This is a genomic window from Pseudomonas sp. MF08875, from assembly GCF_059862525.1.
The window spans coordinates 18,669-44,376 of sequence record NZ_JCBCUW010000047.1; the positions used below are offsets into that span (position 1 = coordinate 18,669).

Sequence of the window (25,708 nt, forward strand, 5' to 3'; positions counted from 1 at the left end):
GACATTAAGACCTTAGCGGACACCCCAAGTGATGAACAAAAATCTGCGTTTCAGCCATAAAATTCTGCTTGCCGCCGCCCTCATCGTCATTGCTGCCTTCGCCTCCTTTACGCTGTACAACGACTATTTACAGCGCAACGCGATCCGCAGCGACCTGGATGACTATCTGCACGAAATGGGCGAGGTCACCGCCGGCAACATCCAGACCTGGTTGAGCGGGCGCATCCTGCTGGTGGAAAACCTGGCCCAGAACATTGCCATCAACCCCGAGCCTGCCGCCGTTGCTAGCCTGCTGGAACAAAAAGCCCTGTCGTCCACCTTCATGGCGTCCTACCTGGGCGATGCCAGCGGCAGCTTCACCATCCGCCCCGACGCGAAGATGCCCGACGGTTTCGACCCCCGTGTGCGCCCCTGGTACAAAGGTGCCGAGGCCAGCAGCGGCTCCACACTGACCGAACCCTATATCGATGCCGCCACCCAGCAGTTGATTATTTCGGTGGCCAGCGCCTCGAAAAAGGCCGGGCAAAGCGTGGGTGTGGTCGGCGGCGACCTGAGCCTGCAAACCCTGGTCGAGACCATTAACGCCCTGGATTTTGGCGGTATGGGCTACGCCTTTTTGGTCAGCAGCGACGGCAAGATCCTCGTCCACCCCAATAAAGCCCTGGTGATGAAAAGCCTGAGCGACGTGTTCCCCCACAACGCGCCGCGTATCGGCGGCGGCTTCAGCGAAGTGGAACTCGACGGCGTCACGCGCATCGTCTCGTTCACCCCGATCAAGGGCCTGCCCTCGGTCAACTGGTACATCGGCCTGTCCGTGGACAAAGGCAAAGCCTTCGCCATGCTCAGCAAGTTCCGCACCTCGGCCATCATTGCCACGGTGATCGCAGTGGTCATCATCATCGCCCTGCTGGGCATGCTGATCCGCATCCTGCTGCAACCGCTGCACGTGATGACCCGCGCCATGCAGGACATTGCCGACGGTGAAGGCGACCTGACCCGCCGCCTGAACATCCACAGCCACGACGAATTCGGCACCCTGGGCACCGCGTTCAACCACTTCGTGCAGCGTATTCATACGTCTATCCGCGAAGTGTCCTCGGCCACCGAGCACGTCAACGAGGTGGTGTTGCGGGTAGTCAGTGCCTCCAACTCGTCGATGTTCAACTCCGACCAGCAGTCTTCGCGCACCAGCAGCGTCGCGGCCGCCATCAATCAATTGGGCGCCGCCGCCCAGGAAATCGCCCAGAACGCTGCCCTCGCCTCCCAACACTCCAGCGAGGCACGCAGCCTGGCCACCGATGGCCAGCAAGTGGTAGACCGCAGCATCGCAGCGATGAACCAGTTGTCGGTGATGCTCAGCGCCTCCAGCAGCAATATCGAGTCGCTCAACAGCAAAACCGTAAACATCGGGCAGATCCTGGAAGTCATCACCAGCATTTCCCAGCAGACCAACCTGCTGGCGCTCAACGCCGCTATCGAGGCGGCACGGGCCGGTGAGGCCGGGCGCGGGTTCGCGGTGGTGGCCGACGAAGTGCGTAACCTGGCGCACCGCACCCAGGAGTCGGCGCAACAGGTGCAAACCATGATCGAAGAGCTGCAAGTGGGCGCCCGCGAGTCGGTCAGCACCATGAGTGAAAGCCAGCGCCACAGCCAGGACAGCGTGGAAATCGCCAACCAGGCCGGCGAACGCCTCACCAGCGTGACCCAGCGCATCGGCGAGATCGACGGCATGAACCAATCGGTGGCCACCGCCACCGAAGAGCAAACCGCCGTGGTCGAGTCGATCAACGTCGATATCACCGAAATCAACACCCTCAACCAAGAGGGCGTGGAAAACCTGCAAGCTACCCTGCGCGCCTGTTCCGACCTGGAACAGCAAGCCGCCCGCCTCAAGCACCTGGTCGGCAGCTTCCGCATCTGACCTGACGCCCCTCAAGCCCCCTGACCAGGCCTTTGCCTACGTCAGGGGCGCTCACCGCCTACATCCAACCGAACAACTATCCTTCATCAAGGTCAACCCTGAACATCAGGCTCGACGGGAGGGATACGCACCGTGCACATCGCCGACATCACCATGTTCTACGCCCCGGCCAGCGGCGGCGTGCGCACTTACCTGGATGCCAAGCACCATCGCCTGGGCACTCACCCAGGCATTCGACACAGCCTGCTGATACCCGGCGCGCGCAGTGGCGAGCACGATGGCGTCCACACCGTCGCCAGCCCAGCCGTGCCCTTCGGCAAGGGCTACCGCTTCCCGGTGCGCCTGGCGCCGTGGTGCAAGGCGTTGCGCCGTTTGCAGCCCGACCTGATTGAGGTCGGCGACCCCTACCTGACCGCATGGGCGGCCCTCGACGCGCGGCGCCAGTGGGACGTGCCGGTCATCGGTTTCTACCACTCCGACCTGCCCCTGTTGGCCAGTAACCGCATGGGCACCTGGTGCACGCCCAATGTCGAAGTCTACGTGCGCAAGCTCTACGGCCATTTCGACCGGGTGCTGGCCCCCAGCCAGGTGATCGCCGACAAACTCATGCGCTTACGGGTGCGCAACGTCCACGTCCAACCCCTGGGCGTGGACCTGCACACCTTCACCCCCGCCGCCCGCGACCCGGGCCTGCGGGCCGAGTTGGGCATCGCCGCCGACACCCACCTGTTGATTTTCGCCGGGCGCGGCGCCAAGGAGAAAAACCTGCCGGTGTTGCTGCGTTGCATGCAGCACCTGGGGGAGCGCTATCACCTGCTGCTGGTGGGCTCATCCATGCCCACGGCGGTGCCGGACAACGTCACCGTGGTCGATCAATTCTGCCCCGCCGCCCAAGTGGCACGCCTGATGGCCAGCGCCGATGCGCTGCTGCATGCCGGCGACCAGGAAACCTTCGGCCTGGTGCTGCTCGAAGCCATGGCCTGCGGCCTGCCGGTGGTTGCGGTGGCGGCCGGGGCGTTCAGCGAAATCGTCACCCCCGAGTGCGGCCTGCTCTGCGCCCCCGGCGACCCGCGAGCCATGGCCAGCGCCGTGGCCGAACTGCTGCGCCACGACCCTAAACGGCTGGGGCGGCAGGCGCGGCGCCACGTCGAACAGCAATACTCCTGGGACAGGGTGGTCGATAGCCTGCTGCACCACTACCGGGCCGTAGTCGCCGGCCAGGCCCCGCTGCGCGCCCATGGCTGAACGCAGCCTGTTGCTGGTGCTGCACGATGTGGCGCCACACACCTGGGCCGACTACCAACCCCTGGTGCAAGCCGTCGATGCCCTGGGCAACATCCCCATGACCTGGCTGGTGGTGCCGCACTTTCACCACCGCGCGCCCCTCGACGCCCACCCCGCGTTGTGCAGCCTGCTCGAGCAACGCCTGGCGCGCGGCGACGAACTGGCCCTGCATGGCTACTTCCACGCCGACGACGGCCCGCCGCCAAGCGGTCCACGGGATTGGTTCATGCGCCGGGTGTATACCCACGAAGGCGAGTTTTATCGGTTATCCGAGGCCGCGGCCCTGACGCGCCTGCACCGTGGCCTGGAGCTGTTCGAGCGCTACCGCTGGCCGGTGCAGGGCTTCGTCGCCCCGGCGTGGTTGATGAGCGCAGGCACGCGCCAGGCGTTGCGACGATTACCGCTGCGCTACACCAGCGACATGCAGCACCTGTACCGCTTACCGGATTTCACCGCCGTGGCCGCCCCGGGGCTGGTGTGGAGTGCCCGCAGTGCCTGGCGCCGAAGCGTTTCGCACTGGGTGTGCGAACAACGGCGCCAGCGCTGGCGCCAGGAGCCGGTGATTCGCCTGGGGCTGCACCCGGTGGACATGCGCCACGGGCGGTCGCGCCGCTATTGGCTCGACACCCTGGGGCAATTACTGGAAGAAGGTCGCCGGCCCATGACCAAGGCCGGGTGGCTGGCGGCTCAGGAGGCAGGGGCGTCGGCGTCGGGCTTGAGCTGGTCCCAGAGTTCGGCGGCACCGGGAAACTCGGTGCCATCCTCCGGGCTCAGGTCGTCGGGGTCGTAACGGCTCAGGCAACCCTCGCCCAGGGTCGCCGGGGCCTGGGAGGTGGCTTTGTCCAGCGGGTCGGCCATCGCAAACACCTCCAGGGTGGGTATCAGAACACCACGGTCTTGTTGCCGTGCACCAACACGCGGTCTTCCAGGTGATAACGCAGGCCTCGGGCCAGCACCATCTTCTCGACGTCACGGCCAAAACGCACCATGTCCTCGATGCTGTCGCTGTGGCTCACGCGCACCACGTCCTGCTCGATGATCGGCCCGGCGTCCAGCTCTTCGGTGACGTAGTGGCACGTGGCACCAATCAACTTCACGCCGCGCATCGAAGCCTGGTGGTACGGCTTGGCGCCGACGAACGAGGGCAGAAAGCTGTGATGGATGTTGATGACTTTGTGGGCGTACTCGCTGCACAGGTCCGGCGGCAGGATTTGCATGTAGCGTGCCAGTACCACCACTTCGGCCTCGTGCTGTTTGACCAGGCGCGAGACTTCGGCGAACGCCGGCTGTTTGTTCTGCGGGTCGACCGGCACGTGGTAGTACGGGATGCCGTGCCACTCGACCATGCTGCGCAGGTCATTGTGGTTGGAGATCACGCAGGAAATCTCGCAATCGAGTTCATCGCTGTGCCAGCGGTGCAGCAAGTCCGCCAGGCAATGGGACTCGCGGCTGGCCATCAGCACCACGCGTTTTTTCTGCGCGGTGTCGGTGATGCGCCAGTTCATCGAGAACTCTTGGGCGATGGGCGCGAATTCCTCGCGCAAGGCCTCGATACCGAAGGGCAAGGAGTCGGCACGAATCTCGTGACGCATGAAGAACCAACCGCTGAGGTTGTCCGAGTGATGGCTCGCTTCAGTGATCCAACCGTTATGGGACGCCAGAAAGTTACTGACTTTAGCAACGATGCCGACGCGGTCCGGGCAAGCAATCACCAGACGAAAAGTGCGCATTAGGGGGAGACTCCAGAACTTCGCAAAGGCCGCCATTCTAGCGATTGCGCGGCAAAACTGCAGTATTGATGACAGCTCTTCTTCGCGGGCCAATCGTCGCCCCCGACCAGCCTGGGGCAGGTGCGGCCAGGCAGAGGGGCCCGTGCGGTTGCCTGCGCTATTGGCAACAGCCGGGCCTGCTACTTAACTCTGGCATTAGCGCAGTTTTGACTAAGCGATCTAATTAAATTAAATAAAAACCCGGTTAAATGTTTACTTGGTCAAACTGCCTGACTATTATTGCGCCACCGCACTTATCATCCAGCGCCCAACATAAGGTAATCCTCATGTCCCTGATTAACGAATATCGCGCCACCGAAGAAGCCATCAAAGAGCTGCAGGCCCGTTTGAAGAATCTGTCCCAAGACGACAAACTGCAAACCGAGCTGGAATTTGAAGGCAAATTGCGCACCCTGATGGGCGAATACTCCAAATCCCTGCGCGACATCATTGCGCTGCTGGACCCAGAATCCAAAACCGCCAAGACCCCACGCGGCGCCGTGAAAACTACCGGCACCAAACGTGCGCGCAAGGTTAAACAATATAAAAACCCGCACAATGGCGAAGTCATTGAAACCAAAGGTGGCAACCACAAGACTCTGAAAGAGTGGAAAGCCAAGTGGGGCGGTGATGTTGTAGAAGGTTGGGCTACCCTGCTGGGCTAAGCCACACCCCCGGCGCAGGTGCTCTGCGACGATAAAAAACGCCAGGTGACTGGCGTTTTTTTATGCCTGCGATTTAGTGCGCAGGGTTCAAAGATTAAAAGCCTCACCCAATGCGCGGGCATATGCCTGCCATTGTTCCAGCACCTGGCGTTGCGCCGGCGTGGCAGTTTCCAGGCATTGCACGGTAGCGTCGTTAAAGGCCTGCAAGGTATTGGGCGCGCCCATCTGCGGGACTGACAAACGCTGCTGACAGAATATTCGCCAACGCTCTTGCTCCTCATCATTGAGGGTTTGGGGAAAGTTACGCGCCCGGTAGCGGAATAATAATTCTGGCAAACGCTCATCATCGAACGGCCATTGTTGTTTGCCTAATAGCGCGGGGTCGGCGGTGCGCACTTGCTCACATAAACGCCGATCACGGTCCCCCAGGAAACCGTCATACAACTGTTGTTCCGGGTCCTCGCTGGGGGTGAAATCCTCGTGGGCATAAATGGCCTGGAGTTTATCTAGCCACTGTTCTTGCGCCGCACTTAGCTGTTGCGCCTGGGCCTGATAAAGCGCCATGTCCAGTTGCAGGCGCTGTTGATCGTCACCGCGCACTACCTTCAGCGGTGCCACCACCGGGCAGCGGTTGATGTGAATCAGCTTCAACGGCACCGGCAACTCGCCTTCGGCCAGATCCTCGCGGCGGGTGTAGAGGCGCTGGCGCAAGGTCTCGGCATCCAGCTCCAGCAAACCCTGGGGGTCCAGGTGCAGGTCGCAGACAATCAGCGCGTTGCGGTTACGCGGGTGCCAGGCCAGGGGCAGGACCACACCCACATAATGGCGCGCCGCCGAAAACCGCCCGGAGATATGCACCATCGGCTCCAACAGGGTGATCTGCTCCATAACCTTGTGCTTGCTGCGCAGCTGGAACAGCCACTCATACAGGCGCGGTTGCTTGTCGCGGATCAGCCGGGCCAGGGCGATGGTAGCGCGTACATCCGACAGGGCATCGTGGGCCTGGCCATGGTCGATGCCATTGGCGGCCGTCAGGCGTTCGAGCTTGAGGGTCACCTGGCCGTCCTCCTGAGGCCACTCGATACCCTGTGGGCGCAGGGCGTAGGCGGTACGCACCACGTCGATCAAGTCCCAACGGCTATTGCCGCCCTGCCATTCCCGCGCGTAGGGGTCGAAGAAATTGCGGTACAGGCTGTAGCGCGTCACCTCATCGTCGAAACGCAGGGTGTTGTAGCCCGCACCACAGGTACCGGGCGTTGCCAGTTCGGCGTGTACGCGGGTGATGAAATCCGCCTCATCCAGGCCCTGCTCGGCCAAGCGCTGGGGGGTGATGCCGGTAATCAGGCTGGCCATCGGGTGCGGCAGGATGTCGGCACTGGGGCGGCAATAGAGGTTGACCGGCGCGCCGATTTCATTGAGCTGGGCATCGGTGCGAATGCCCGCTACTTGCAGCGGGCGGTCACAACGGGGGTTGATGCCGGTGGTTTCGTAGTCGTACCAAAAAATCGAAGTCACGGGCGCGTTCCTGTGCAAAAGACCGGCAAAGTCTAGGCGCTCGTGGGGGGTGGCGGCCAGCCCTCAGGCTGGCACGTCACCTGGTGTGGAAAAAACGGATGGGCCGCTATGGCGCCTCGTACTTACCGTCGTATCTGTTATCGGGCGACAGAGACGCCCATGCCCCCTGCGGGTAGCTGACCGAAACCTGCCCTTGAGCATTCGCACGCTCGTAGGTGGGTGGCTGCCCCTCACGCGTAACTTTAATGCGAGCCCCCGCCGCCAACTGCTTGGTAAAGAATGATCTGACCTCAATGCCAATCACCCAATAGCCCCAAGGCGGATTAACCTGAGTCGGCCCAGTGTGCTTGCTGACGTAGACCTTGTTATGCCCCAGCTCCATTTGTAGCTCGGCCGAGCTGATACCCAACTGCGGCACCTCCAGGCGCAATGAAAACACCCCGTCTTTAATGCTGTTGCGACAGTCCAACTGCCAGGTTATGCCCTCCTCGCCCAACACAAATGCCTGGCCGGGGCGCGGCAGCAAGGCAATCCCCAGCGCTTGCTCACTTTCACCCGACCAGTGCAGTATCACCGTCTGGCCCAGCAAGGCGCTGCCTGCGGTAGGCCGTAACCTCAACTGGTGCTCAACGCCGTGGCAGGGGTAACCCGCACTGCCGAACTTCAGGGCAATCACCTCATCCAACACCAACGCCACATCACCCGCCAGGTTCGTCCCGATAACGCGCCCAGGCAGCACCCAGTCCGGCAGTTTTGGAGAGCTTATTTTCAAGCCGAAATAGCCGCTTTCCACCCCCTCGACCGCAACCGACCATACCAACGGCTGCGCTGTGATTAACAGCTCACTGCCTAGGGCCGGCGACGCCTCGATGCCCAGGAGCTCGGCATTCTGCTCGTCCTCCAGGGCCACGGTGGTCTGCTCGATCAGTGGGCTGCCTGGGCGCACCACAAGCTTCAGCTGATAGGACCTGCCCGAACGCAACACGACGCCCTCCGCCGCAAAGTCCACGGGCTCATCGTTGAGGTACAGGGTGAACTCACGTAACCAGGGATTACGTTGATCCGGATGGATCTCAAATGGCTGAACAAACCTTGTCAACGGATTATCCGGGTGGGTGATAGTCGCCACCACCCAATGCGACTCGGCATTCACCGGCACATAACGATAACTGGCCCAACCATCCTGGTCAGTCACCGTCGTACCAAGAGGCTGGTCGTTGTCCTCGCGCCAGTCCACTGGCTGCCCAACCACCGGCTGCGACGTAAGGGTATCCACGACCCGGGTACGCAGTAACACCCACTCGCCGTTTTCCACTACCGGATGCCCGATCACCGGGGCGGCCTCGGCAAACCGGATCGTGGGGGCCACCAAGTTGAAAGACACCGCAGGTACCGTCCATCCTGATTCATTCGCGCCATAGACCTGTTGGCCCTCGACCGTGTAGCTGCCCGGCAGCAATCCAGCTACAGGAGCCCAACTCCAGCTTTGTGAAGTCGATACACGCACGCTTGAGCTGGCCACGAGGACACCCGCCTGCTTGAGTCGCAAGTTCACCGTTGCCTGAGGCGTACCTCTACCTTGGACAAACACAGGGTAAATGTTCTGATTGGGCCTTGGCCGATTGATATCAGGCAGCCCAACCGCAGTGCGAACCACCTCGAAGGGGTGCGGCGCGCTCCACTCGGAAGCACTGCCACGGTCCAGTTGCATGGTCTCCAGAGCGTGATGGCCCAGAGGGAAATGGTCCGTAACCACAAATGACCAGTTGCCATCCGCGTCGGCTGGGCCGTGGAACAGTTGGTCCTTAGTTTCAACATGGCGCACGTGAACATCGGCATACGGATGCGCGTGACTGCCTTTAATTTCCGGGCTGGAAGATGACTCACCCCCCCTCACAGGAAAAACAATCACGGGGGGGCTAATTTTTGCCTTCACTAAAAAAGTACACAATTCACTTGGATCCGAGGTGACCGTATTGACAACTTGAACAACCTTGACCCTATGCTCGCCCTCAGCCCATGGGGTTAAAGGAGTAAACTTCCTTATTGCCCCCTCTACAGTAAAAACGCCTGGTACAGGTACATTTTCACTATCGAACATCTCCAGCCTTGAAGCAAAAGCATGCACCCCGGAGATCTCCAAAATCACGTCGGGAGTAACATCGCCAGTCGGCGCAATAATGTTAGGTGCAGCAGGCTTTATTGAAAATCCAAGTGAATTGCTCAGCACGGACTCAATGCCGTTGTAAATACTAAGCGCCTGAACTTCATACTCACCTGCATCGAAATTCAATGATGAAGTGCTCCACGTTCCATCCTGGTTCACCACGGCCTCTCTCAAGGTCAGATTATTACGCGCATCCTGAACAGCAACCTTACCTCCAGGATGCCCCCTGACTCCGGCCACAGCTGCACCCAACTCAACTCCAGCGCCTTGCTCGGGGAAAGTAATCTGCGGAACCAACGGTCTAAACTTGAAATACCGAACCGGGCTCAAAGGCAGTTCCAGATCACCCAAAATATTACGAACACTTATACCAAACTCGCCGGCACCCAACCTTAAACTGGGTATCTCCCAGCCGCCCCACTGATCGGCTGTTGTGTTGCGCCATTGATCAGAATTTCCTTCCAGGTAGAGAACAACCTTGTACCCTGGCACCCCGTCAGTACCGGAAACGGGAGATTCCATATCAACAACTTCATTTTCTGCTGGCACTTGGATAACTGGTGTTCTGCCATCTACCTGAAAGACACACTCGTCACTTGCCAGTGATTCCACTCCACCAGAAACCTGTACCGCCTGAACTCTATTTTCACCTTGAGCCCAAGGTAGCTCCGGCTTAAATGTTCGAACTGCTCCACTTCCCAAAAAATCGCCTGGTACAACAACATCTTGCTCCTTGAGGACTTTTAGCTCTGTCGAGCCAGCAAAAACCCCCGCCACCTGAAGTGACGAGTCTGGCAAAATTACACTTTCTAACGCAGTGATCGTCAACTTTGGCGGGCGTATTCTGAAAGACCTAGCAACATACGCAGAACTAGGCATGCCTGCTTTATCTACACGCACATACAGCGTGTAGCTCCCAGGAACTAAGCTCGAGGGTAACGGCGTTGAAGTCCAACTTCCATCGAGAGCCGCTTCAGCGGTCGCCCGCTCATAACCGCCAGACTCTTGCAATGTCACCTTTGAACCGACACCTGCATAGCCCTTTCGCCCGGAAAACGATGAACCAATATCAACTACTCCATCTTCTAGGGGTTCGAGAATTTCCGGCGCCGCAATACTGACAATGAACGTGCGAACATCGCTGGGCAGTGATTCCACTCCCGCAACACTCTGTACAACCTTGACCGCATTGCTACCGGGCAACCAAGCGGTGCTCGGCGTAAAAGTCCTGCTTCCTGAAGCCCCTGTAAAACTTCCGAGTATTTCAATACCAGCGCTGGTAAATACCTTTAATGAAACCTGGCCTGTATACACGCCTGTAATGACCAGTGTTTGCTCGGGAAACACAGGAGCACTGGGGGCAATGATTACTGGTTTAGGTGGCCTGACACTAAAACGGCGAAAGACCTTTGCTGAGCTTTGCGTACCGACTTCCACCACCACATAAACGATGTATTGGCCAGGATTCGATGCCAATGAGAGTGGTGTCGAAGTCCAGCGACCGTCTACCAATGGTGTAGCCCAGGCTTGTTCAACATGGTTGGTGGAATTTCTGATCGACACTCTCGACATCGCCGCCACATACGCATTGCGCCCGGAGAAAATCGAGCCGAGATCGACTATCCCCTCCTCCCCAGGCGTTAATACTTCAGGTGAAGGAATAATGATAAAAAAAGTAATCGGGTCACTGGGCAATGAACTCACCCCGCCCGAAACTTGAGTCGCGTAAACGATATTTTCACCTATCGGCCACGGTACAGCAGGCGTAAATATCCTGGTTGTGCCACCTCCAGAAAAAGAACCCGGTATTTCTTTTCCGTAATTATCAAACACTGCCAGGGTTAGATCATTACCGTCCAAATAAAGCCCTGTCAGATTAAGGGTAAGCCCAGGCAGACACGAACATTCGGGCGTAGATAAAACGAGTCTTGGCGGCCTGATATGAAAGGTGCGAACGACATAATCCGAATGCTCTGCCCCTTTATCAATACGGACATAGAGAGTGTGGGTACCCGCTATAAAATCCGCGGGTAACGGCTGCGTCATCCAATTGCCTGATGAAAGCGGCACAGCATTCGCCCATTCATGTCCGCCCTCCTGTTGAACTGAAACTCTTGAGCCAAGTCCAGCCCAACCGTTGTTCCCTGAGAAAACCGGTAGAAGATTAACCGTGCCCTCTTCTGCGGGAGAAAAAATATGAGGTTTAGGAATACGCACCCAGAACGCCTTGATATTACTTGGGGTGGATTCCAGGTTGGCGATAATTTGCACCGCCTTGACTGAGTGACTACCGAGTGCCCACGGAATATTCGGCGTAAATGTGCGAAAAGCCCCGGTCCCTGTAATACTTCCAGGCACCTCACGATTATTACCATCAAAAATTTTCACCGTTGCCAAACCTTGGTAGACTCCGGAAACCACCAGAGTCTGATCTGGATAAACATCTGATGAGAAATCCAAAATGGTCAGCCTTGGCGGCCTGAGTTTGAACTTTCTAAATACCCACGCCGAAATTTGACCATTATAGATAGCCGCCACATGAAGTTCATGTGACCCGGGGCCATACTGCGCAGGCAGTGGCGTTGAATCCCATGCCCCCTCATCGTTAGTCCTAGCACTTGCAACTTCTCCGCCTCCAGGCATACTTACCGAAATTCTTGAGCCTGGATAGGCATACCCATAAAAAATAGTCCCCACTTCAAGTACTTCATTCTCCTCGGGAAACATGACACTCGGCTTATCTATAATTATTTTAATATTTCTCATATACGCCCAGTCACTGGCGCCCGCCGACGCAAAGTAACGAATCCTGAAATAATCATATTCTCCTGGTGGGACTTCTATCCAAGCCGACAGCCAGGGTGATGCTGAATCGAATATAAAACGCACCGAATCTTGCAAATCAAAAAATTCCAGCTCCCATCTGTGGGCACTTAACGATTCCGCCCTAGCTTTAACATTAAAATACGAAGGCAACGTGGCATTTGATTGGGGGAATACATCTTGGGGAACTGCCAATGGAGTAGTCGGAATATTATTTTCAGTATTCATAACTGCGCACCCAATCAAATCGATAGAAGTTGCTGTATAGCTCTAACACCTCATCAACCTCTCAACTACCTGTAAGATCTGACAGTTCCGACCAACGGCATAGCGCCCGCGCCCCGTCCGTGTGCTGCCCTATTAGCCCCGCCTCAACACCTACACCGCCTACGCCACCTTGCGCCAGAATCTACAGATCCCCCAGAATCCGCTCGCTTGAGTGCCTGGGTTGTCGTGGCTAATGTTCGCCCCTGTCGCTGCCCATCAGCGGCCGGGTTTAGTAGCCCTTGGTAATTGAAGACACTCAACACCTGCAAGCAATCAGGCATTACGCCTGTACTTGATGGTGGCTGTGCGCAGGGCGCTTCGGCGCGCCGGCTTCTTCGATTCCCCGGTCTACTAACCTGCGTACAGCCGCCACCCTTCGTTTAGTAGCGAAGCGGTGGCAGCCCACTCAAGGAATCGAAAGCATGTTCAAGATCACCCCCAGCCCCCCCGAAGTCTCGCCCTACGACGACCTGCACCCGCACAAACTGCACGACGCCGCCAACCGGGCGTTGGACTATTACCTGCTAACGCCCACCGACACGCCACGCCGCCCTGCGGGGGCGAAACTGTTTGCGGTAGCGGCGGATATCAACCCCCAGGCCTTACTGGCCCATGCCTTTGAAACCCTGACCTCGGCCAGCGCCCTGACCCTGGATTTGTCCGACGACCTGGACGGGCGCCAGCGCAACCTGGCACTGGCGATCTACAGCCTGATGGAGTTGGGCGGGTTGTTGCTGGAGAAAGCCCTGGACCAGGAACCCGCGCTGGGCTCCTAACCGCGCTGGCCCTGCCGCCAGCGGGCAAGCGGCACTGAAGGGCCCCTAGGCCGATTCAGACAAGGAGCGAAAGCTGAAGTAGCAACGCAGGGCCCGCACCAGTTGCAGGTACTCGGGGGCGGCGTTGAGCACCACAAAACCGGCGTCGTAGTGCATTGGCGTGGCGTCTTCATGGCTCCACTGGCAGCGGGCCTGAAGATCGATGACCTGGAGCGCGCCTTCGCTGTCGGGAACCTTGAGGCGCAGGGAGAAGTCGGCGTCGGTCATGATGGGGATCTGGCTGATGAGCATCAGGCCGTCTTCGGAGACGTTGCCCAGGTAGCCAATGGGTTTGTCGGTGATGCTGTTGAAAACCTTGAGGAAATACGGCAGTTGATGCCGCTCAATCCGGCGGTTAGTGAACATACGCAGGCTCGCCCTACAAAGGCCATTAAGCATGGCCACACTAATGCTTCGGAACGCGCCCGTGCTGGCCGGCGTGCTCTCCTCGGTCGTGGTGCGCCTGCGGCCCAGGGCCCTGCGCTGACTGCTGCCGCTCCCAAGTAGGATCGGGTTTTAGGGTTGACACTCTAAACACCCTGATATCGAAGACTAGCGCAAAGCTGGCTGACGGCCAGCTATTAAATGATGCTCAGCATCAAAAGGCAGTCGGGCGAACGGCCGCCGCGCTGCGGGTCGGGTAGTGGCCCAGGCTTTGCAATGTCTCCAGGCGCGCACGGGCGCGGTAGGCGTATTCGCTGGCCGGGTACTGGCTGATGATGAACTGGTAGGTCTGCACGGCGTCGACGAACAGTTTTTGGCGTTCCAGGCATTGGCCGCGCAGCAGCGACACTTCCGGCTGCACGTAGCGGCGGGTACGGCTTTCGCGCTCGACCTTGGACAACTCCAACATCACCTGGTCGCAGTTACCACGCTCGTAGGCGCGGTAGGCGCTGTTCAAATGGTGGTCCATCGACCAACGGGTGCAGCCCACAACGCTGAGGGCCAGGGCGGCAATAAGCACGAATCGCATAAAAGGTTCTCCTGTCTTGTGGCCTGTATCGGCCCCTTGGCGGATTTCTTCAGTTCGGCATCAAAGCCATAAGGTAGTGCATGCGAACAATGACTACAGCTTTGCAGCGGAGTAGCCTTGCCGGGCCCTTGAACTCAGGAGTCTGTGCATGTCTGTTCGTCGTACCAAAATCGTCGCCACCCTTGGCCCTGCCAGTAACTCGCCAGAAGTGCTCGAACAACTGATCCTGGCAGGCCTGGACGTTGCCCGGCTGAACTTCTCCCACGGCACGCCCGACGAGCACAAGGCCCGCGCGCGCCTGGTGCGTGAACTGGCCGCCAAGCACGGCCGCTTCGTCGCCCTGCTGGGTGACCTGCAAGGCCCGAAAATCCGCATCGCCAAGTTCGCCAACAAGAAAATCGAGCTGAAAATCGGTGACCTGTTCACCTTCTCCACCAGCCACCCGCTGACCGAAGGCAACCAGCAAGTGGTCGGCATCGACTACCCGGACCTGGTCAAGGACTGCGGCGTAGGCGATGAGTTGCTGCTCGACGACGGCCGCGTGGTGATGCGCGTCGATACCGCCACGGCCACCGAGCTGCACTGCACCGTGACCATCGGCGGCCCGCTGTCGGACCACAAAGGCATCAACCGTCGCGGTGGCGGCCTGACCGCCCCGGCCCTGACCGAAAAAGACAAGGCCGACATCAAGCTCGCCGCCGAGATGGAAGTGGACTACCTGGCGGTGTCGTTCCCGCGCGATGCAGCCGACATGGAATACGCCCGCCAACTGCGCGACGAAGCCGGCGGCACAGCCTGGCTGGTGGCCAAGATCGAACGCGCCGAAGCGGTGGCCAACGATGAAACCCTGGACGGCCTCATCAAGGCCTCCGACGCGGTCATGGTGGCCCGTGGCGACCTGGGCGTGGAAATCGGCGACGCCGAGCTGGTGGGTATCCAGAAGAAAATCATCCTGCACGCCCGCCGCCACAATAAAGCGGTGATCGTGGCGACCCAGATGATGGAGTCGATGATCCAGAACCCGATGCCGACCCGCGCCGAAGTGTCCGACGTGGCCAACGCCGTGCTCGACTACACCGACGCCGTGATGCTCTCGGCCGAAAGCGCCGCCGGCCTCTACCCGCTCGAAGCGGTACAAGCCATGGCGCGCATTTGCGTGGGCGCGGAAAAGCACCCCACCAGCAAAACCTCCAGCCACCGCATCGGCCAGGTGTTCGAGACCTGCGACCAGAGCATCGCGCTGGCGGCGATGTACACCGCCAACCACTTCCCGGGCGTGAAGGCGATCATCGCCCTGACCGAAAGTGGCTACACGCCGCTCATCATGTCGCGCATCCGTTCGTCGGTGCCGATCTACGCGTTCTCCCCGCACCGTGAAACCCAGGCCCGCGCGGCGATGTTCCGCGGCGTGTACACCGTACCGTTCGACCCGGCCTCGCTGCCGCCCGAGCAAGTGAGCCAAGCGGCCATCGACGAACTGCTCAAGCTGGGCGTCGTGGCAAAAGGCGACTGGGTGATCCTGACCAAGGGCGACAGCTACCACACCATTGGCGGCACCAACGGCATGAAAATCCTGCACGTTGGCGACAAAATGGTCTAAGCCCAGCCCCGCAACACCCCAAAAGCCCCGGCATGCAAGTGCCGGGGCTTTTTGCATGGGCATGTGCATTGCCTGGGCCACCGCCATCGCACGGCAGGCTCGCTCCCACAACGGGTCGTCGACATTCTGTGGGAGCGAGCCCGCTCGCGATGGGGCCTGCCCTGGCGTACCTACCCGTGGGGCAAGAACACATCCGCCAGCAGTTGGTTGCGCGGCAGCCCGGCCAGGTACAGGCGTTTGGCGAAGGCTTCGACGCTGTCGGGGGCGCCGCACAGCAGGGCCTGGGTCTGGCGCGAGGGCACGCGCAGTTGGCTCAGGGCCGCAGGCGCCTGGGCGGCGGTGAGCAGGTCGATCGTCAGGTGGGCGTGATGGGCCGCCAATGCCGCCAGGGGCTTGGCCAGGTAGTGCTCCTGCTCATCATGGGCCAGGTGAATAACGCGGATCGGCCCCTGGTGGTCGTGGCGCAAGGCCTCGCGCAGCACACCGAACAGCGGCGCCAGCCCGGTGCCCGCTGCCAGCAGCCACAGGGGCCGGGCCTGCCAGTCGGGGTCGTAGTGCAACGCGCCGCCGCGTAGTTCACCCAGCCGAATCGGCTCGCCCACCTGCAAACGCCGGGCGGCATCGCAAAATTGCCCGGGTAAGTGGCAATCGAGGTGAAACTCCAGAAAGTCATCTTCGCCCGGCAGGCTGGCCAGGGAATAAGGCCGCGCCACCTGCCCGGCCCATAGCACCAGGTGCTGGCCGGCACGGTAGCGCAAGGGCCGCTCGGGGCGCAGGCGCAGGCGCAACACATGGGCGCTGAGCCAATCGAGGGCCTCGACCCGCGCGGGCAAGCCGTCCTTGAGCGGGTCGAAGGCGCTGACGTGCAGGTCGCCCAACACTTCGCACTGGCAGGCCAGGCGCCAGCCCTGCTGGCGCTGCTCGGGGCTCAAGGCGTCGGGGCGGCGGTCGTTGACCTCGCCCACGCACTGCACCAGGCAGGCGTGGCAACTGCCGGCGCGGCAGCTATAAGGCACGTTCACCCCGGCGCTGTTGAGGGCGTCGAGTAGGTTGCTGCCCGGCGCCACGCTCCAGCGCCGCTCGCCCACGCGCAGCTCAGGCATCGACGCTCTCCCAGGCCGCCGCGCAACGGTTACGCCCGTCGCGCTTGGCCCGGTACAGGGCCTGGTCGGCGCGGTGCAGGGCGTCGTCGAGGTCGTCGCCCAATTCCAGCAGCGTCATGCCGGCCGACAGGCTGAGGTCGTGAATATGCAGGCCGATCAATTGCACGTCGGTAAAGGCGATGCGCAGGCGTTCGCAGCACGCGGTCAGGCGCTGCGCATCGCAAGCGGGTAGCAGCAGGACGAATTCTTCGCCGCCATAACGGGCCAGTACGTCGCCCTCGCGCAGGCAGGCCCCGGCCACGGCGGCGAAGGCTTGCAGCACCTGATCGCCGGCGGCATGGCCGTGGACGTCGTTGATGCGTTTGAAGTGGTCCAGGTCGATCAGCGCCAGGCCATGCACCTGGCCGTGGCTCAGGGTGTGCAGCTCGCGGGAGGCCAGGCGCAGGAAGTGGCGGCGGTTGAACAGCCCGGTCAGTTCGTCGGTGGCCACCAGGTCTTCAAGCTGGCGCATCATGCCGCGCAGGGTGTCCTGGTGGGCTTGTAGGGCAAACCGGCGCTGGCGCATGCGGGCCCGTGAGGCCTGCACATAGCTGGCGTACAGGCACAGCCAGGCTAGCACCACGAACAGCACGCACACCTGGAGCGCGGCGAGCAGTGGGTCTTGGAGCTGGAACTGGTAGCCCTCCCACAGGTTAACGGCGCTAAAACTGACGAACACCAGCGCCGCGCAACGCACGAAGGCCTTGCGCGACAGGTGAAAGAGGCCAAACAGCAGGATCAGTACGTAGAACACCAAAAACGCGCCGCGGGCACTGTCCAGGTGGGCGATCAGCCAGGTTTGCCAGGCCAGGCCCAGCAGAATCTGCACTTCGGTCAGGCTGGGGTCGCGCAGGCGCAGGTTGCGCCCGGTCAGAAACAGCGCCAGCAATACGCCCTGGCTGAGCACCACCAAGCCGCTGCCCAGGGCGGCGCCGAACACGGATGCTTTGAAATGGCCGCTGAGCAACGCCAGCCAGAGCAGGAGCAATGCCAGCCCATAGGTGCCCGCCGCGAGGGTGAAACGCTTGAGCAACAGGCTTTGGATGACGTTATGGGTCAATCTTTGACTCACCGTGCGAAAGGATGCTGAACGGGTTTCCTACCCTACAAGCCATGCGCCACTTTAGAGATGCGGCCCACAAATGACTATTCAATTTTTAGCGCGACGGCTGTGGGCCCATCCCTGCGCTGTGGGAGCAACTGTCTTACCCTTATTCGTCACCGCCACTGAGTGCCTCCCTCGCGAGCAGGCTCGCTCCCACAGAGGAAAAAGAAACTCCCACCCACACCACCGCTCCCACGCAGCCGCTACGCCCGCGACCATGGTCTATCGCCCCGCGGGTGTGCCCGGGCACGGGGCGGGGTATACTGCCGCGCCTTTTTAGCGTCGCGCCTGCCACAGCGGCGTGGCTTCAAAGGTGGGGTCGGCGACCAGCGCCACCCAACCGGCCCCACCTTATTAAATGTTCCCGTCTTTATAGAGGAGCGCGACTCATGACCGTGATTAAGCAAGACGACCTGATCCAGAGCGTTGCCGACGCCCTACAGTTCATTTCCTACTACCACCCCGTGGATTTCATCCAGGCCATGCACGAGGCCTACCTGCGCGAAGAGTCGCCCGCCGCGCGCGATTCCATGGCCCAGATCCTGATTAACTCGCGTATGTGCGCCACCGGCCACCGCCCGATCTGCCAGGACACCGGTATCGTCACCGTGTTCGTGCGCGTGGGCATGGACGTGCGTTGGGACGGCGCCACCATGGGCCTGGACGACATGATTAACGAAGGCGTGCGCCGCGCCTACAACCTGCCGGAGAACGTCCTGCGCGCCTCCATCCTGGCCGACCCGGCCGGTGCCCGCAAAAACACCAAGGACAACACCCCGGCGGTCATCCACTACTCCATCGTCCCGGGTAACACCGTGGAAGTGGACGTGGCAGCCAAGGGCGGCGGCTCCGAGAACAAATCGAAGATGGCCATGCTCAACCCGTCCGACTCGATCGTCGACTGGGTACTCAAGACCGTGCCGACCATGGGCGCCGGCTGGTGCCCGCCGGGCATGCTGGGCATCGGCATCGGCGGCACCGCCGAAAAAGCCGCAGTGATGGCCAAGCAGGTGTTGATGGAGTCCATCGACATCCACGAGCTGATTAAGCGTGGCCCGTCCAACCGCATCGAAGAAATGCGCCTGGAGCTGTTCGAGAAGGTCAACCGACTGGGCATCGGCGCCCAAGGCCTGGGTGGCCTGACCACCGTGCTCGACGTGAAGATCATGGACTACCCGACCCACGCCGCGTCCCTGCCGGTGTGCATGATCCCTAACTGCGCCGCCACCCGTCACGCCCACTTCGTGCTCGACGGTTCCGGCCCGGCCGCCCTGGAGGCGCCGCCCCTGGAAGCCTACCCCGAGATCGTCTGGGAGGCCGGTCCATCGGCGCGCCGCGTCAACCTCGACACCCTCACCCCAGAGGACGTGCAGAGCTGGAAGCCGGGCGAAACCGTATTGCTCAACGGCAAGATGCTCACCGGCCGCGACGCCGCGCACAAGCGCATGGTCGAGATGCTGAACAAGGGTGAAACCCTGCCGGTGGACCTCAAGGGCCGCTTCATCTACTACGTCGGCCCGGTCGACCCGGTGCGCGAAGAAGTGGTTGGCCCGGCCGGCCCGACCACCGCCACGCGGATGGACAAATTCACCCGCCAGATCCTCGAACAAACCGGCCTGTTGGGCATGATCGGCAAGTCCGAGCGCGGCCCGACCGCCATCGAGGCGATCAAGGACCACAAGGCCGTGTACCTGATGGCCGTGGGTGGCGCGGCCTACCTGGTGGCGCAAGCCATCAAGAAATCCCGCGTGGTCGCGTTCGCCGAGCTGGGCATGGAGGCGATCTACGAGTTCGACGTCAAGGACATGCCGGTCACTGTGGCCGTGGACAGCAAGGGCGAGTCGGTGCACATCACCGGCCCGGCCATCTGGCAACAGAAAATCAGTGAAAGCCTGGCGGTAGAAGTGCACTAAGCACCTCGCCCACGGGTCAATGAAAAGGCGAACGGGGTAACCCGCTCGCCTTTTTTTTGCCTCGCTGGCACGCAGTTCAATCGGCAATAAACAACCCGCCACTAAACCCCATTCGGTCTAAAAAACCCCACAAAACTGTCAGATCTGACAGGTCACAGCCTTAGCACAACTCGTTACCGTGAACCCTGCCGGGCATGCCGTCGCCTGCCCCCTTCAAAGGTAGGAGCGCTTCATGGACGAGAAAAATCCCCCTTCACTCCCAGCCCTCGTCGACGACAGCACTCGCGCCAAAAGCGGCCGGCACAGCTTCAAGGTGGCGATGAAGAAGATGGGATTGACCTCGGTGTTCGACATCATCCGCTTGTCGCGCCAGGTGTTTGCCGCGCAGCTGAGTCAATACAGTGACGCCGACGCCGGGCAGGCCTACGACAATGCCATGTCGTATGCGGTGCAGATCGCCCGCCAGTACCGCGAACACCAAACCTCATCAGGGCAAGGGTCCAGCGCCGGGCAGCGCACGGGCGTGCGTTCGCTGGTGAGCATCGGCGCCTCGTACCAAAACCTGTTCAAAGAGAACTGGGACGACTTCTGCTCCGTCGGCGCCATCGCCGCCATCGACTCGCCGGTGGCCTACCTGAGCCGCCTGTACAACTTTGCCGGCGAACTGGAGGCCACCCCCCTGGACCCCGACCTGCCACCCCGCGCGCTGCTGGACAAACGCCGCCCCGACCTCAAGGACTTGCTGATCGACCAAGACAGCACCTTCACTCCGCTGCCCATGCTCGACCTCGTCAACGACATCCTGGGCAAAACCATCAATGCCCACCTGGCCAGCACCCCGGACAAGAACAAAGACCTCTATGAAGTGCTCGCCAGCCGCCGCTACCCCTTTGAGTTCCCTTACAACCTGCACCACCAGCAATGCGTCCAGGGCCTGACGGGAAGCAAGCCCAGGCTGGGCGAACTGAACCTGCGCATCAGCCTCAAGCTGCCCCTGAGCACCACCGCCAGCGACGCCTACGGCCGTGTGCAGCAAGACAGCGCCATCGCCCAGCAACTGATGTCGGGGCTGGGGCCGGAGCAGCAGCAGTTACTGACCCAGGAGGCGCCGTTTACCACGTTCTACCTGGCCCTCAACGACTTCGCAGCCGGGCAGCCATGGGCGAGCCCCGCGCCCGAGTTTTCAGCCATACATACCAACAAGAACACGTCTTTTTTGTTGCCCAAGGATCAACCTGGGGTCGGCGTGGTCACGCCACAGGCCGATGCACCAGGCTCCGGCAGTGGAAACACCACCGTGCCTCTCACATTCAACAGCGCGACAAACCCCGACAAACCGGTGGAGTTCTTTCTGAATTCGAACCGCATCGGTTCAACGGGCGGGTATGTGCTGAATCAGACACACCCGGCATCTAGCAAACCGGCGAACATGAGCATCCTGCTGAAAACAGCCCTTGAGCCCAACATCGCTGACGGCTATCGCGTGTCGTTCCAGGTACAAGTAGATCGTGCAGGGGCGAGGGTCGCACAACATAGCTTCACCCTGACCCTGGACGATCACTTGAGCCTCAACGCACAAGAGCAGGCATTTTTCGCCACGCACTATGGCGCCAGCGAACTCTCGATCACCGCGCCTTCGCTGACCGACGCAAACGAGTTCATGCACCGCACAGCCCTTAATTCCGAACAGTTGGAACGGCTTTTGGCCCAGCGCCGGCATTTCCCGCGCTTGTCCGCCAACGTCCCCAGCAAAAACCCCGCCAGCCCGGGGGCTGGCTACTCAAGAGGCTTCCCCCATTCGTCCCACTACGGCGCCTGCTACGTCAACGGCGCCGGCTCGGGCAACTACGACACCGCCACCACGCCGGATGCCACTTCCATCCAGAACGACCAGTACGACAACGCCATGGCCCTGGTGCCCTACGAGGTGGGCGATCACAACGGCTGGCGCATCACCAAGACCTCACCCGATCGCCTGGACCGCATGCAACGCATGATCCGCCTGCAACGCTGGACGCAAATCCCTTTCACCGAGCTGGACACCCTGCTTATCAGCGCCATCCGCGCCGAAAGCCCGTTGAACCTGGGCCTGCAACTGACCGCCAACACCCTGCGAGCCCTAGGCCTGTATCAGTACCTGAGCCGCCGCTACCCCAAACTGGCGCCCGAGGAATTCGCCGCATTCCTGCATGACCTGACGCCCTACAACACGGACGATCGCTTGCCGCTGTTCGACCAGGTATTCAACCGCTTGCAGGTATTCGATACACCGCTGGTGCTGGACCAGACCCCATTCGCCCTGGATGCCACCCCCGCCGCACAGAAAACCCTGCTGCAACTCGCCGCCGGGCTCGGCCTGCAACCGGCCGAAGACTCGTTGCTGTTGCTGGCCCGCCAAACCCTAGCCGACTTCAAGGCGCTCACGCGCGACCTCACCACCGTGTCGTCGCTGTACCGCCAGGCGCGAATCGGCCAGATGTTCAGCCTGTCGCCGGCCGACACCCTGGGCCTGGCCCAGGTGCTGGGTGGCGATGCGTACCGCAGCCACCTGAGCCGCGGCACCCTGGCGGACCAGGCCACGGCAGGCAGCACCGATATCCTCGACGTGCTGCTGCAAATGGACTGGGCCTTGGGCTGGCTGCGAGAAATCGACCTCAGCGTGCCGCGGCTGCGCCACTTGCTGGGCCTGGACCGCGACAAGACGCCCATCTCCCAAGAACTGGCCCAACGCCTGCTACAACTGCACGACGCCGCCGCCCAAGCGGTGCTGACCCCGCAGGAACTGGCGGCCCTAGCGTTGCCCGCCAAGGAAGACGGCGCCGGCACGCCTGCCATCAACTGGTTCAACGTGCTGCTGGACGAAAAAGGCGGCGCGGCGAAAAAACCCTTGATCGACCGTAAAGGCCTGTTCCTAGCGCTGCCCTTGGCCAGCGATGTACCGGAACACTTCGAAACCGCGCTGGTCACCGTGGTCGGCCGGCTCACCCTGGCCGATGCGGTCAAGGCCCAAGCGGTGCAAACCCTCAAGCCGCTGGTGATCGCCGCCCACGACCGGCAGCAGCAGTTGATCGAAGGGCTCCTGCAGGAAACCCTGGCCTTGCCCAAGCAATTGACCCCTCCCGTACTGGCCTGGGCTAAGGATTCGGTCCACGACCTGCTGCTCTCGGCGCTGTTCAACGACGGCAGTTTGAACTTCCTGTACTCGCGGGTCGCGCGCCATGGCGAAGCGGCACTGGCATTGCAAATCAGCCAGAGCACCCTGCGCCTGTTCCTGCTTCACCCCACCTGGCTCGGCGCCTCGGGCTACAACCCACCGGCCACGCAAAAACCGGCCCTGGCCGAACTCTACCTGCTGGAACGCTTCGGCCACTGGCAGCGCTCCCAGCCTCTGCCCGAAGCCACCTTGCTCAGCTATTTCGTGCTGGCCAACCCGCCCGCAGCCGAACTGAAAAACAAGCAACTACGGGCCAACGTCGCCGAAAACGCCAATGCCGCCCTGGCCTACCTCTTGGCCTGGAACGAGCAGGAAGTCGCACAACTGACCGACCTGCTGGCGTCCAAACACGCCACGTCCATGGCCGACGTGGACTGGGTGCGCCGCTGCCAAGCCACTTGCCTGGCCAGCGGCCTGTCCACCAGTGGCTTGCTCGCCGCCACCGCGCTGACGCCCCAAAGCGCCTTCACGGACTGGAAAAAGGTCGGCCAGGCCGTGATTGCCGCGGCCTCTGCGCCCCAGCCGGGCACCCTGACAGTCAAGGAGTGAGTCATGACCGCCTCTATTGAAAAACAGCTCAACGAATCCCTGCGCGATGCCCTGGTGGCAATGTACCTGCACGAAGTGGTGCCCGCCGACCCCACCTTGATCGAGCTGCAACTGAACCACCGCATCGAAACCGCCAACGATCTCTACGAGTACCTGCTGCTCGACGTGCTGGTCAGCCAGGACGTGCCTACCAGCCCCGTGGCCTGCGCCATCGCCAGCCTGCAGCAATACATCCACGGCATGTTGATGAACATGGAACCCGGCTACGCCTCCAATAGCCTCACCCCCGAGCAGTTGGAGCGCTGGCGCGAAGAGATGTATCAATACCCGCTGTGGGCCGCCAACCAGCAACTGCACTACTTCCCGTCCATCTACCTGGACCCGACCCTGCGCCAGACCCGCACCGAAAACTTCAAGCAACTGGAAAACGACATCAACCAGGCCCAGATCCAGCCAGACACCGTACAAGCCGCCGTGCTGGCGTACCTGGCACGCTTCGAGGAAATCGCCAACCTCAAATGCCTCAATGGCTATATCGACGGCCAGGACTTTGCCAACAGCCCCTACTACTTTGTCGCCAAGTCGCCGGCGGAAAACCAGTTTTACTGGCGCTCCCTGGACATGAGCCAACGCCCGCAGAAGGCCCCCGCCCTTTCCCCCGACCAACCTGCGCCCAAGTACGACAAACCCCTGCCTGCGGCCTGGTCGGACTGGAACAAGGCCAACGTGCCCATCGGCGAACATGCCATCACCCACAGCGTGCGCCCGGTATGGTTCAACAACCGCTTGTTCATCTTCTGGGCCGATGTGACCTTTGAAGACCCCCGCCCGGCAGCACCCAATGCACAAGTGCGGGAAACCACCCCCGCCAGCCCACTGTTTCGGCTGTATGGCTCCTATAAAAAATACGACAACACTTGGAGCACACCCCGTACTTATATTGAAGAGTACGGCACTTCCAAAGACATGTTCGACCCCAAACTGGACCCCCACTTGGTAGAACAAGCAACCGACACCATCGCGGTGTACGACAATACAACGTCCCCGGAAACGCTATTTCTTGCACTGTACTATGGCCACCACCATGGCAATGCCGACAATGGCACTAAGGATTCTTATACATTCCTTAGAACATTACGCATCGACAAAAACTTCACCCTCACGCCCCTATTCCCTTTTGAGGGTTATGTAAACCCACCCCCTGTCATTCAAAGTTCCATTCCAATACAAGATGACGAAGCCCACGTACGCAGGGTAGGCCACTTATTTGCACACGACGAAAATGGCGCCAGCCGCTTCCAGTATTGGCTGCCCCATGGAAAACAACAGTTCGGCACTATTACTTTACCGCCCGTACCGACGACGCCTGAAGCGTTATGGAACTACGAAGGTTTGCAGTCGAAGATAGCCAGCCTCACTACCAATGATATTCGCTATGACCCGGAAAGTTCGACCATCCAAGTAACATCGCGAGTAACCGACAACATCACCAGCCACACAACACTTACCATCACGCTTTTTGACGAGTTCCGAGAACTTGTCAAATTCGACCTTATTGTTGCCTCCAACGATAACGCGAATGAATGGATCACCCTGCTGCCAGGGTCAACAATCACCGCATTGAACACGGACTTTTACAATCAGACGCCCCCTGTACTCTATACATTTGACAAGTTGGACAAACCGTTCAGCCAACTCATAGTTACCCAGAACAATATAAATTCATTTATGATCCCCCCTATTAACTCCGGACAAAGCACCGCACTAATAAAAACTTCAATTTCGAGAAAAACCCTCGAACTTATTCTAAAAAATCCTCAAAACACAAACATAAGCAAAATTACCAAGCTTTATAAAAACGGCGGTTGCAGGATCTGAGTGCAACACGGTTATTGAATTGAAGCGGGAGCATCATGCCGCATCACCACGGCTTCTTGCATCACTTCGCCCATCACCTCGATCGGGCATTTGAAGTCGAAGCGTTTG

The 25,708-nt window shown here is 60.5% G+C and carries 16 protein-coding genes and 2 pseudogenes; 10 read left to right on the forward strand and 8 right to left on the reverse strand.

Annotated features, from left to right (window positions below; translation table 11 throughout):
* Nucleotides 1-31: 31 nt before the first annotated feature.
* The 4 genes and pseudogenes from AC19YT_RS22645 to gpgD form a co-directional block, all read left to right on the forward strand.
* A pseudogene (locus tag AC19YT_RS22645) lies at nucleotides 32-1,063 on the forward strand (HAMP domain-containing protein); the annotation flags it as partial.
* A gap of 93 nt (nucleotides 1,064-1,156) precedes the next feature.
* A complete protein-coding gene (locus AC19YT_RS22650; protein WP_371856214.1) occupies nucleotides 1,157-1,921 on the forward strand; it encodes a methyl-accepting chemotaxis protein in 765 nt (254 codons plus the stop codon).
* A gap of 123 nt (nucleotides 1,922-2,044) precedes the next feature.
* Entirely contained in the window at nucleotides 2,045-3,166 is a 1,122-nt protein-coding gene (gene gpgS, locus AC19YT_RS22655) for an N-acetylglucosaminyl phosphatidylglycerol synthase (protein WP_500611074.1), read from the forward strand.
* Nucleotides 3,159-3,896, forward strand: a pseudogene (gpgD, locus tag AC19YT_RS22660) (N-acetylglucosaminyl phosphatidylglycerol deacetylase); the annotation flags it as partial. The gene gpgS and the pseudogene gpgD, both read left to right, overlap by 8 nt.
* Here gpgD and AC19YT_RS22665 read toward each other — a convergent pair.
* Together AC19YT_RS22665 and purU are read right to left on the reverse strand one after the other, a co-directional pair.
* Nucleotides 3,893-4,063 (reverse strand): hypothetical protein, encoded by a 171-nt coding sequence (locus AC19YT_RS22665; protein WP_500611068.1) that lies wholly within the window; start codon nucleotides 4,061-4,063, stop codon nucleotides 3,893-3,895. The pseudogene gpgD and the gene AC19YT_RS22665 overlap by 4 nt on opposite strands.
* A gap of 23 nt (nucleotides 4,064-4,086) precedes the next feature.
* Nucleotides 4,087-4,935, reverse strand: a complete 849-nt coding sequence (gene purU / locus AC19YT_RS22670) for a formyltetrahydrofolate deformylase (protein ID WP_095106580.1) — start codon at nucleotides 4,933-4,935, stop codon at nucleotides 4,087-4,089.
* A gap of 326 nt (nucleotides 4,936-5,261) precedes the next feature.
* On the opposite strand from purU, the gene mvaT reads away from it, so the two are divergent.
* Nucleotides 5,262-5,639, forward strand: coding sequence for a histone-like nucleoid-structuring protein MvaT (mvaT, locus tag AC19YT_RS22675; protein WP_095106578.1), 378 nt, complete (start codon nucleotides 5,262-5,264; stop codon nucleotides 5,637-5,639).
* An 87-nt stretch (nucleotides 5,640-5,726) separates the two neighbouring features.
* Here mvaT and sbcB read toward each other — a convergent pair whose 3' ends face one another.
* Entirely contained in the window at nucleotides 5,727-7,154 is a 1,428-nt protein-coding gene (gene sbcB / locus AC19YT_RS22680) for an exodeoxyribonuclease I (protein ID WP_500611069.1), read from the reverse strand.
* A 106-nt stretch (nucleotides 7,155-7,260) separates the two neighbouring features.
* Nucleotides 7,261-12,372, reverse strand: coding sequence for an Ig-like domain-containing protein (locus AC19YT_RS22685; RefSeq protein ID WP_500611070.1), 5,112 nt, complete (start codon nucleotides 12,370-12,372; stop codon nucleotides 7,261-7,263).
* 461 nt (nucleotides 12,373-12,833) lie between these two features.
* Between AC19YT_RS22685 and AC19YT_RS22690 the strand changes: the two genes are divergently transcribed.
* Nucleotides 12,834-13,187, forward strand: coding sequence for a DUF6124 family protein (locus AC19YT_RS22690; protein ID WP_095106570.1), 354 nt, complete (start codon nucleotides 12,834-12,836; stop codon nucleotides 13,185-13,187).
* Nucleotides 13,188-13,232: 45 nt separating this feature from the next.
* Here the strand turns inward: AC19YT_RS22690 and AC19YT_RS22695 are convergent, their stop codons facing one another.
* On the reverse strand, nucleotides 13,233-13,592 hold the full coding sequence (locus AC19YT_RS22695; protein ID WP_095106568.1) for a PilZ domain-containing protein: 360 nt from the start codon (nucleotides 13,590-13,592) through the stop codon (nucleotides 13,233-13,235).
* 232 nt (nucleotides 13,593-13,824) lie between these two features.
* The gene (locus tag AC19YT_RS22700) at nucleotides 13,825-14,199 is read right to left on the reverse strand and encodes a tetratricopeptide repeat protein (RefSeq protein WP_095106566.1); all 375 of its coding nucleotides are present in this window, start codon (nucleotides 14,197-14,199) and stop codon (nucleotides 13,825-13,827) included.
* Nucleotides 14,200-14,347: 148 nt separating this feature from the next.
* Between AC19YT_RS22700 and pyk the strand changes: the two genes are divergently transcribed.
* Entirely contained in the window at nucleotides 14,348-15,799 is a 1,452-nt protein-coding gene (pyk, locus tag AC19YT_RS22705) for a pyruvate kinase (RefSeq protein WP_095106564.1), read from the forward strand.
* Between the two features lie 170 nt (nucleotides 15,800-15,969).
* Here pyk and AC19YT_RS22710 read toward each other — a convergent pair whose 3' ends face one another.
* On the reverse strand, nucleotides 15,970-16,902 hold the full coding sequence (locus AC19YT_RS22710; RefSeq protein WP_500611071.1) for an iron-sulfur-binding ferredoxin reductase: 933 nt from the start codon (nucleotides 16,900-16,902) through the stop codon (nucleotides 15,970-15,972).
* Nucleotides 16,895-18,001: a GGDEF domain-containing protein gene (locus tag AC19YT_RS22715; RefSeq protein WP_095106559.1), complete on the reverse strand. Its 1,107-nt coding sequence runs from the start codon at nucleotides 17,999-18,001 to the stop codon at nucleotides 16,895-16,897. The genes AC19YT_RS22710 and AC19YT_RS22715 overlap by 8 nt, the downstream gene beginning before the upstream one ends.
* A 434-nt stretch (nucleotides 18,002-18,435) precedes the next feature.
* On the opposite strand from AC19YT_RS22715, the gene AC19YT_RS22720 reads away from it, so the two are divergent.
* The 3 genes from AC19YT_RS22720 (at nucleotide 18,436) to AC19YT_RS22730 (ending at nucleotide 25,600) form a co-directional block, all read left to right on the forward strand.
* Nucleotides 18,436-19,959: a fumarate hydratase gene (locus AC19YT_RS22720; protein ID WP_500598752.1), complete on the forward strand. Its 1,524-nt coding sequence runs from the start codon at nucleotides 18,436-18,438 to the stop codon at nucleotides 19,957-19,959.
* 232 nt (nucleotides 19,960-20,191) lie between these two features.
* Nucleotides 20,192-23,722 (forward strand): Tc toxin subunit A, encoded by a 3,531-nt coding sequence (locus tag AC19YT_RS22725; protein ID WP_500611072.1) that lies wholly within the window; start codon nucleotides 20,192-20,194, stop codon nucleotides 23,720-23,722.
* Nucleotides 23,723-23,725: 3 nt separating this feature from the next.
* On the forward strand, nucleotides 23,726-25,600 hold the full coding sequence (locus AC19YT_RS22730) for a neuraminidase-like domain-containing protein (RefSeq protein ID WP_500611073.1): 1,875 nt from the start codon (nucleotides 23,726-23,728) through the stop codon (nucleotides 25,598-25,600).
* The last annotated feature ends 108 nt before the right edge of the window (nucleotides 25,601-25,708 follow it).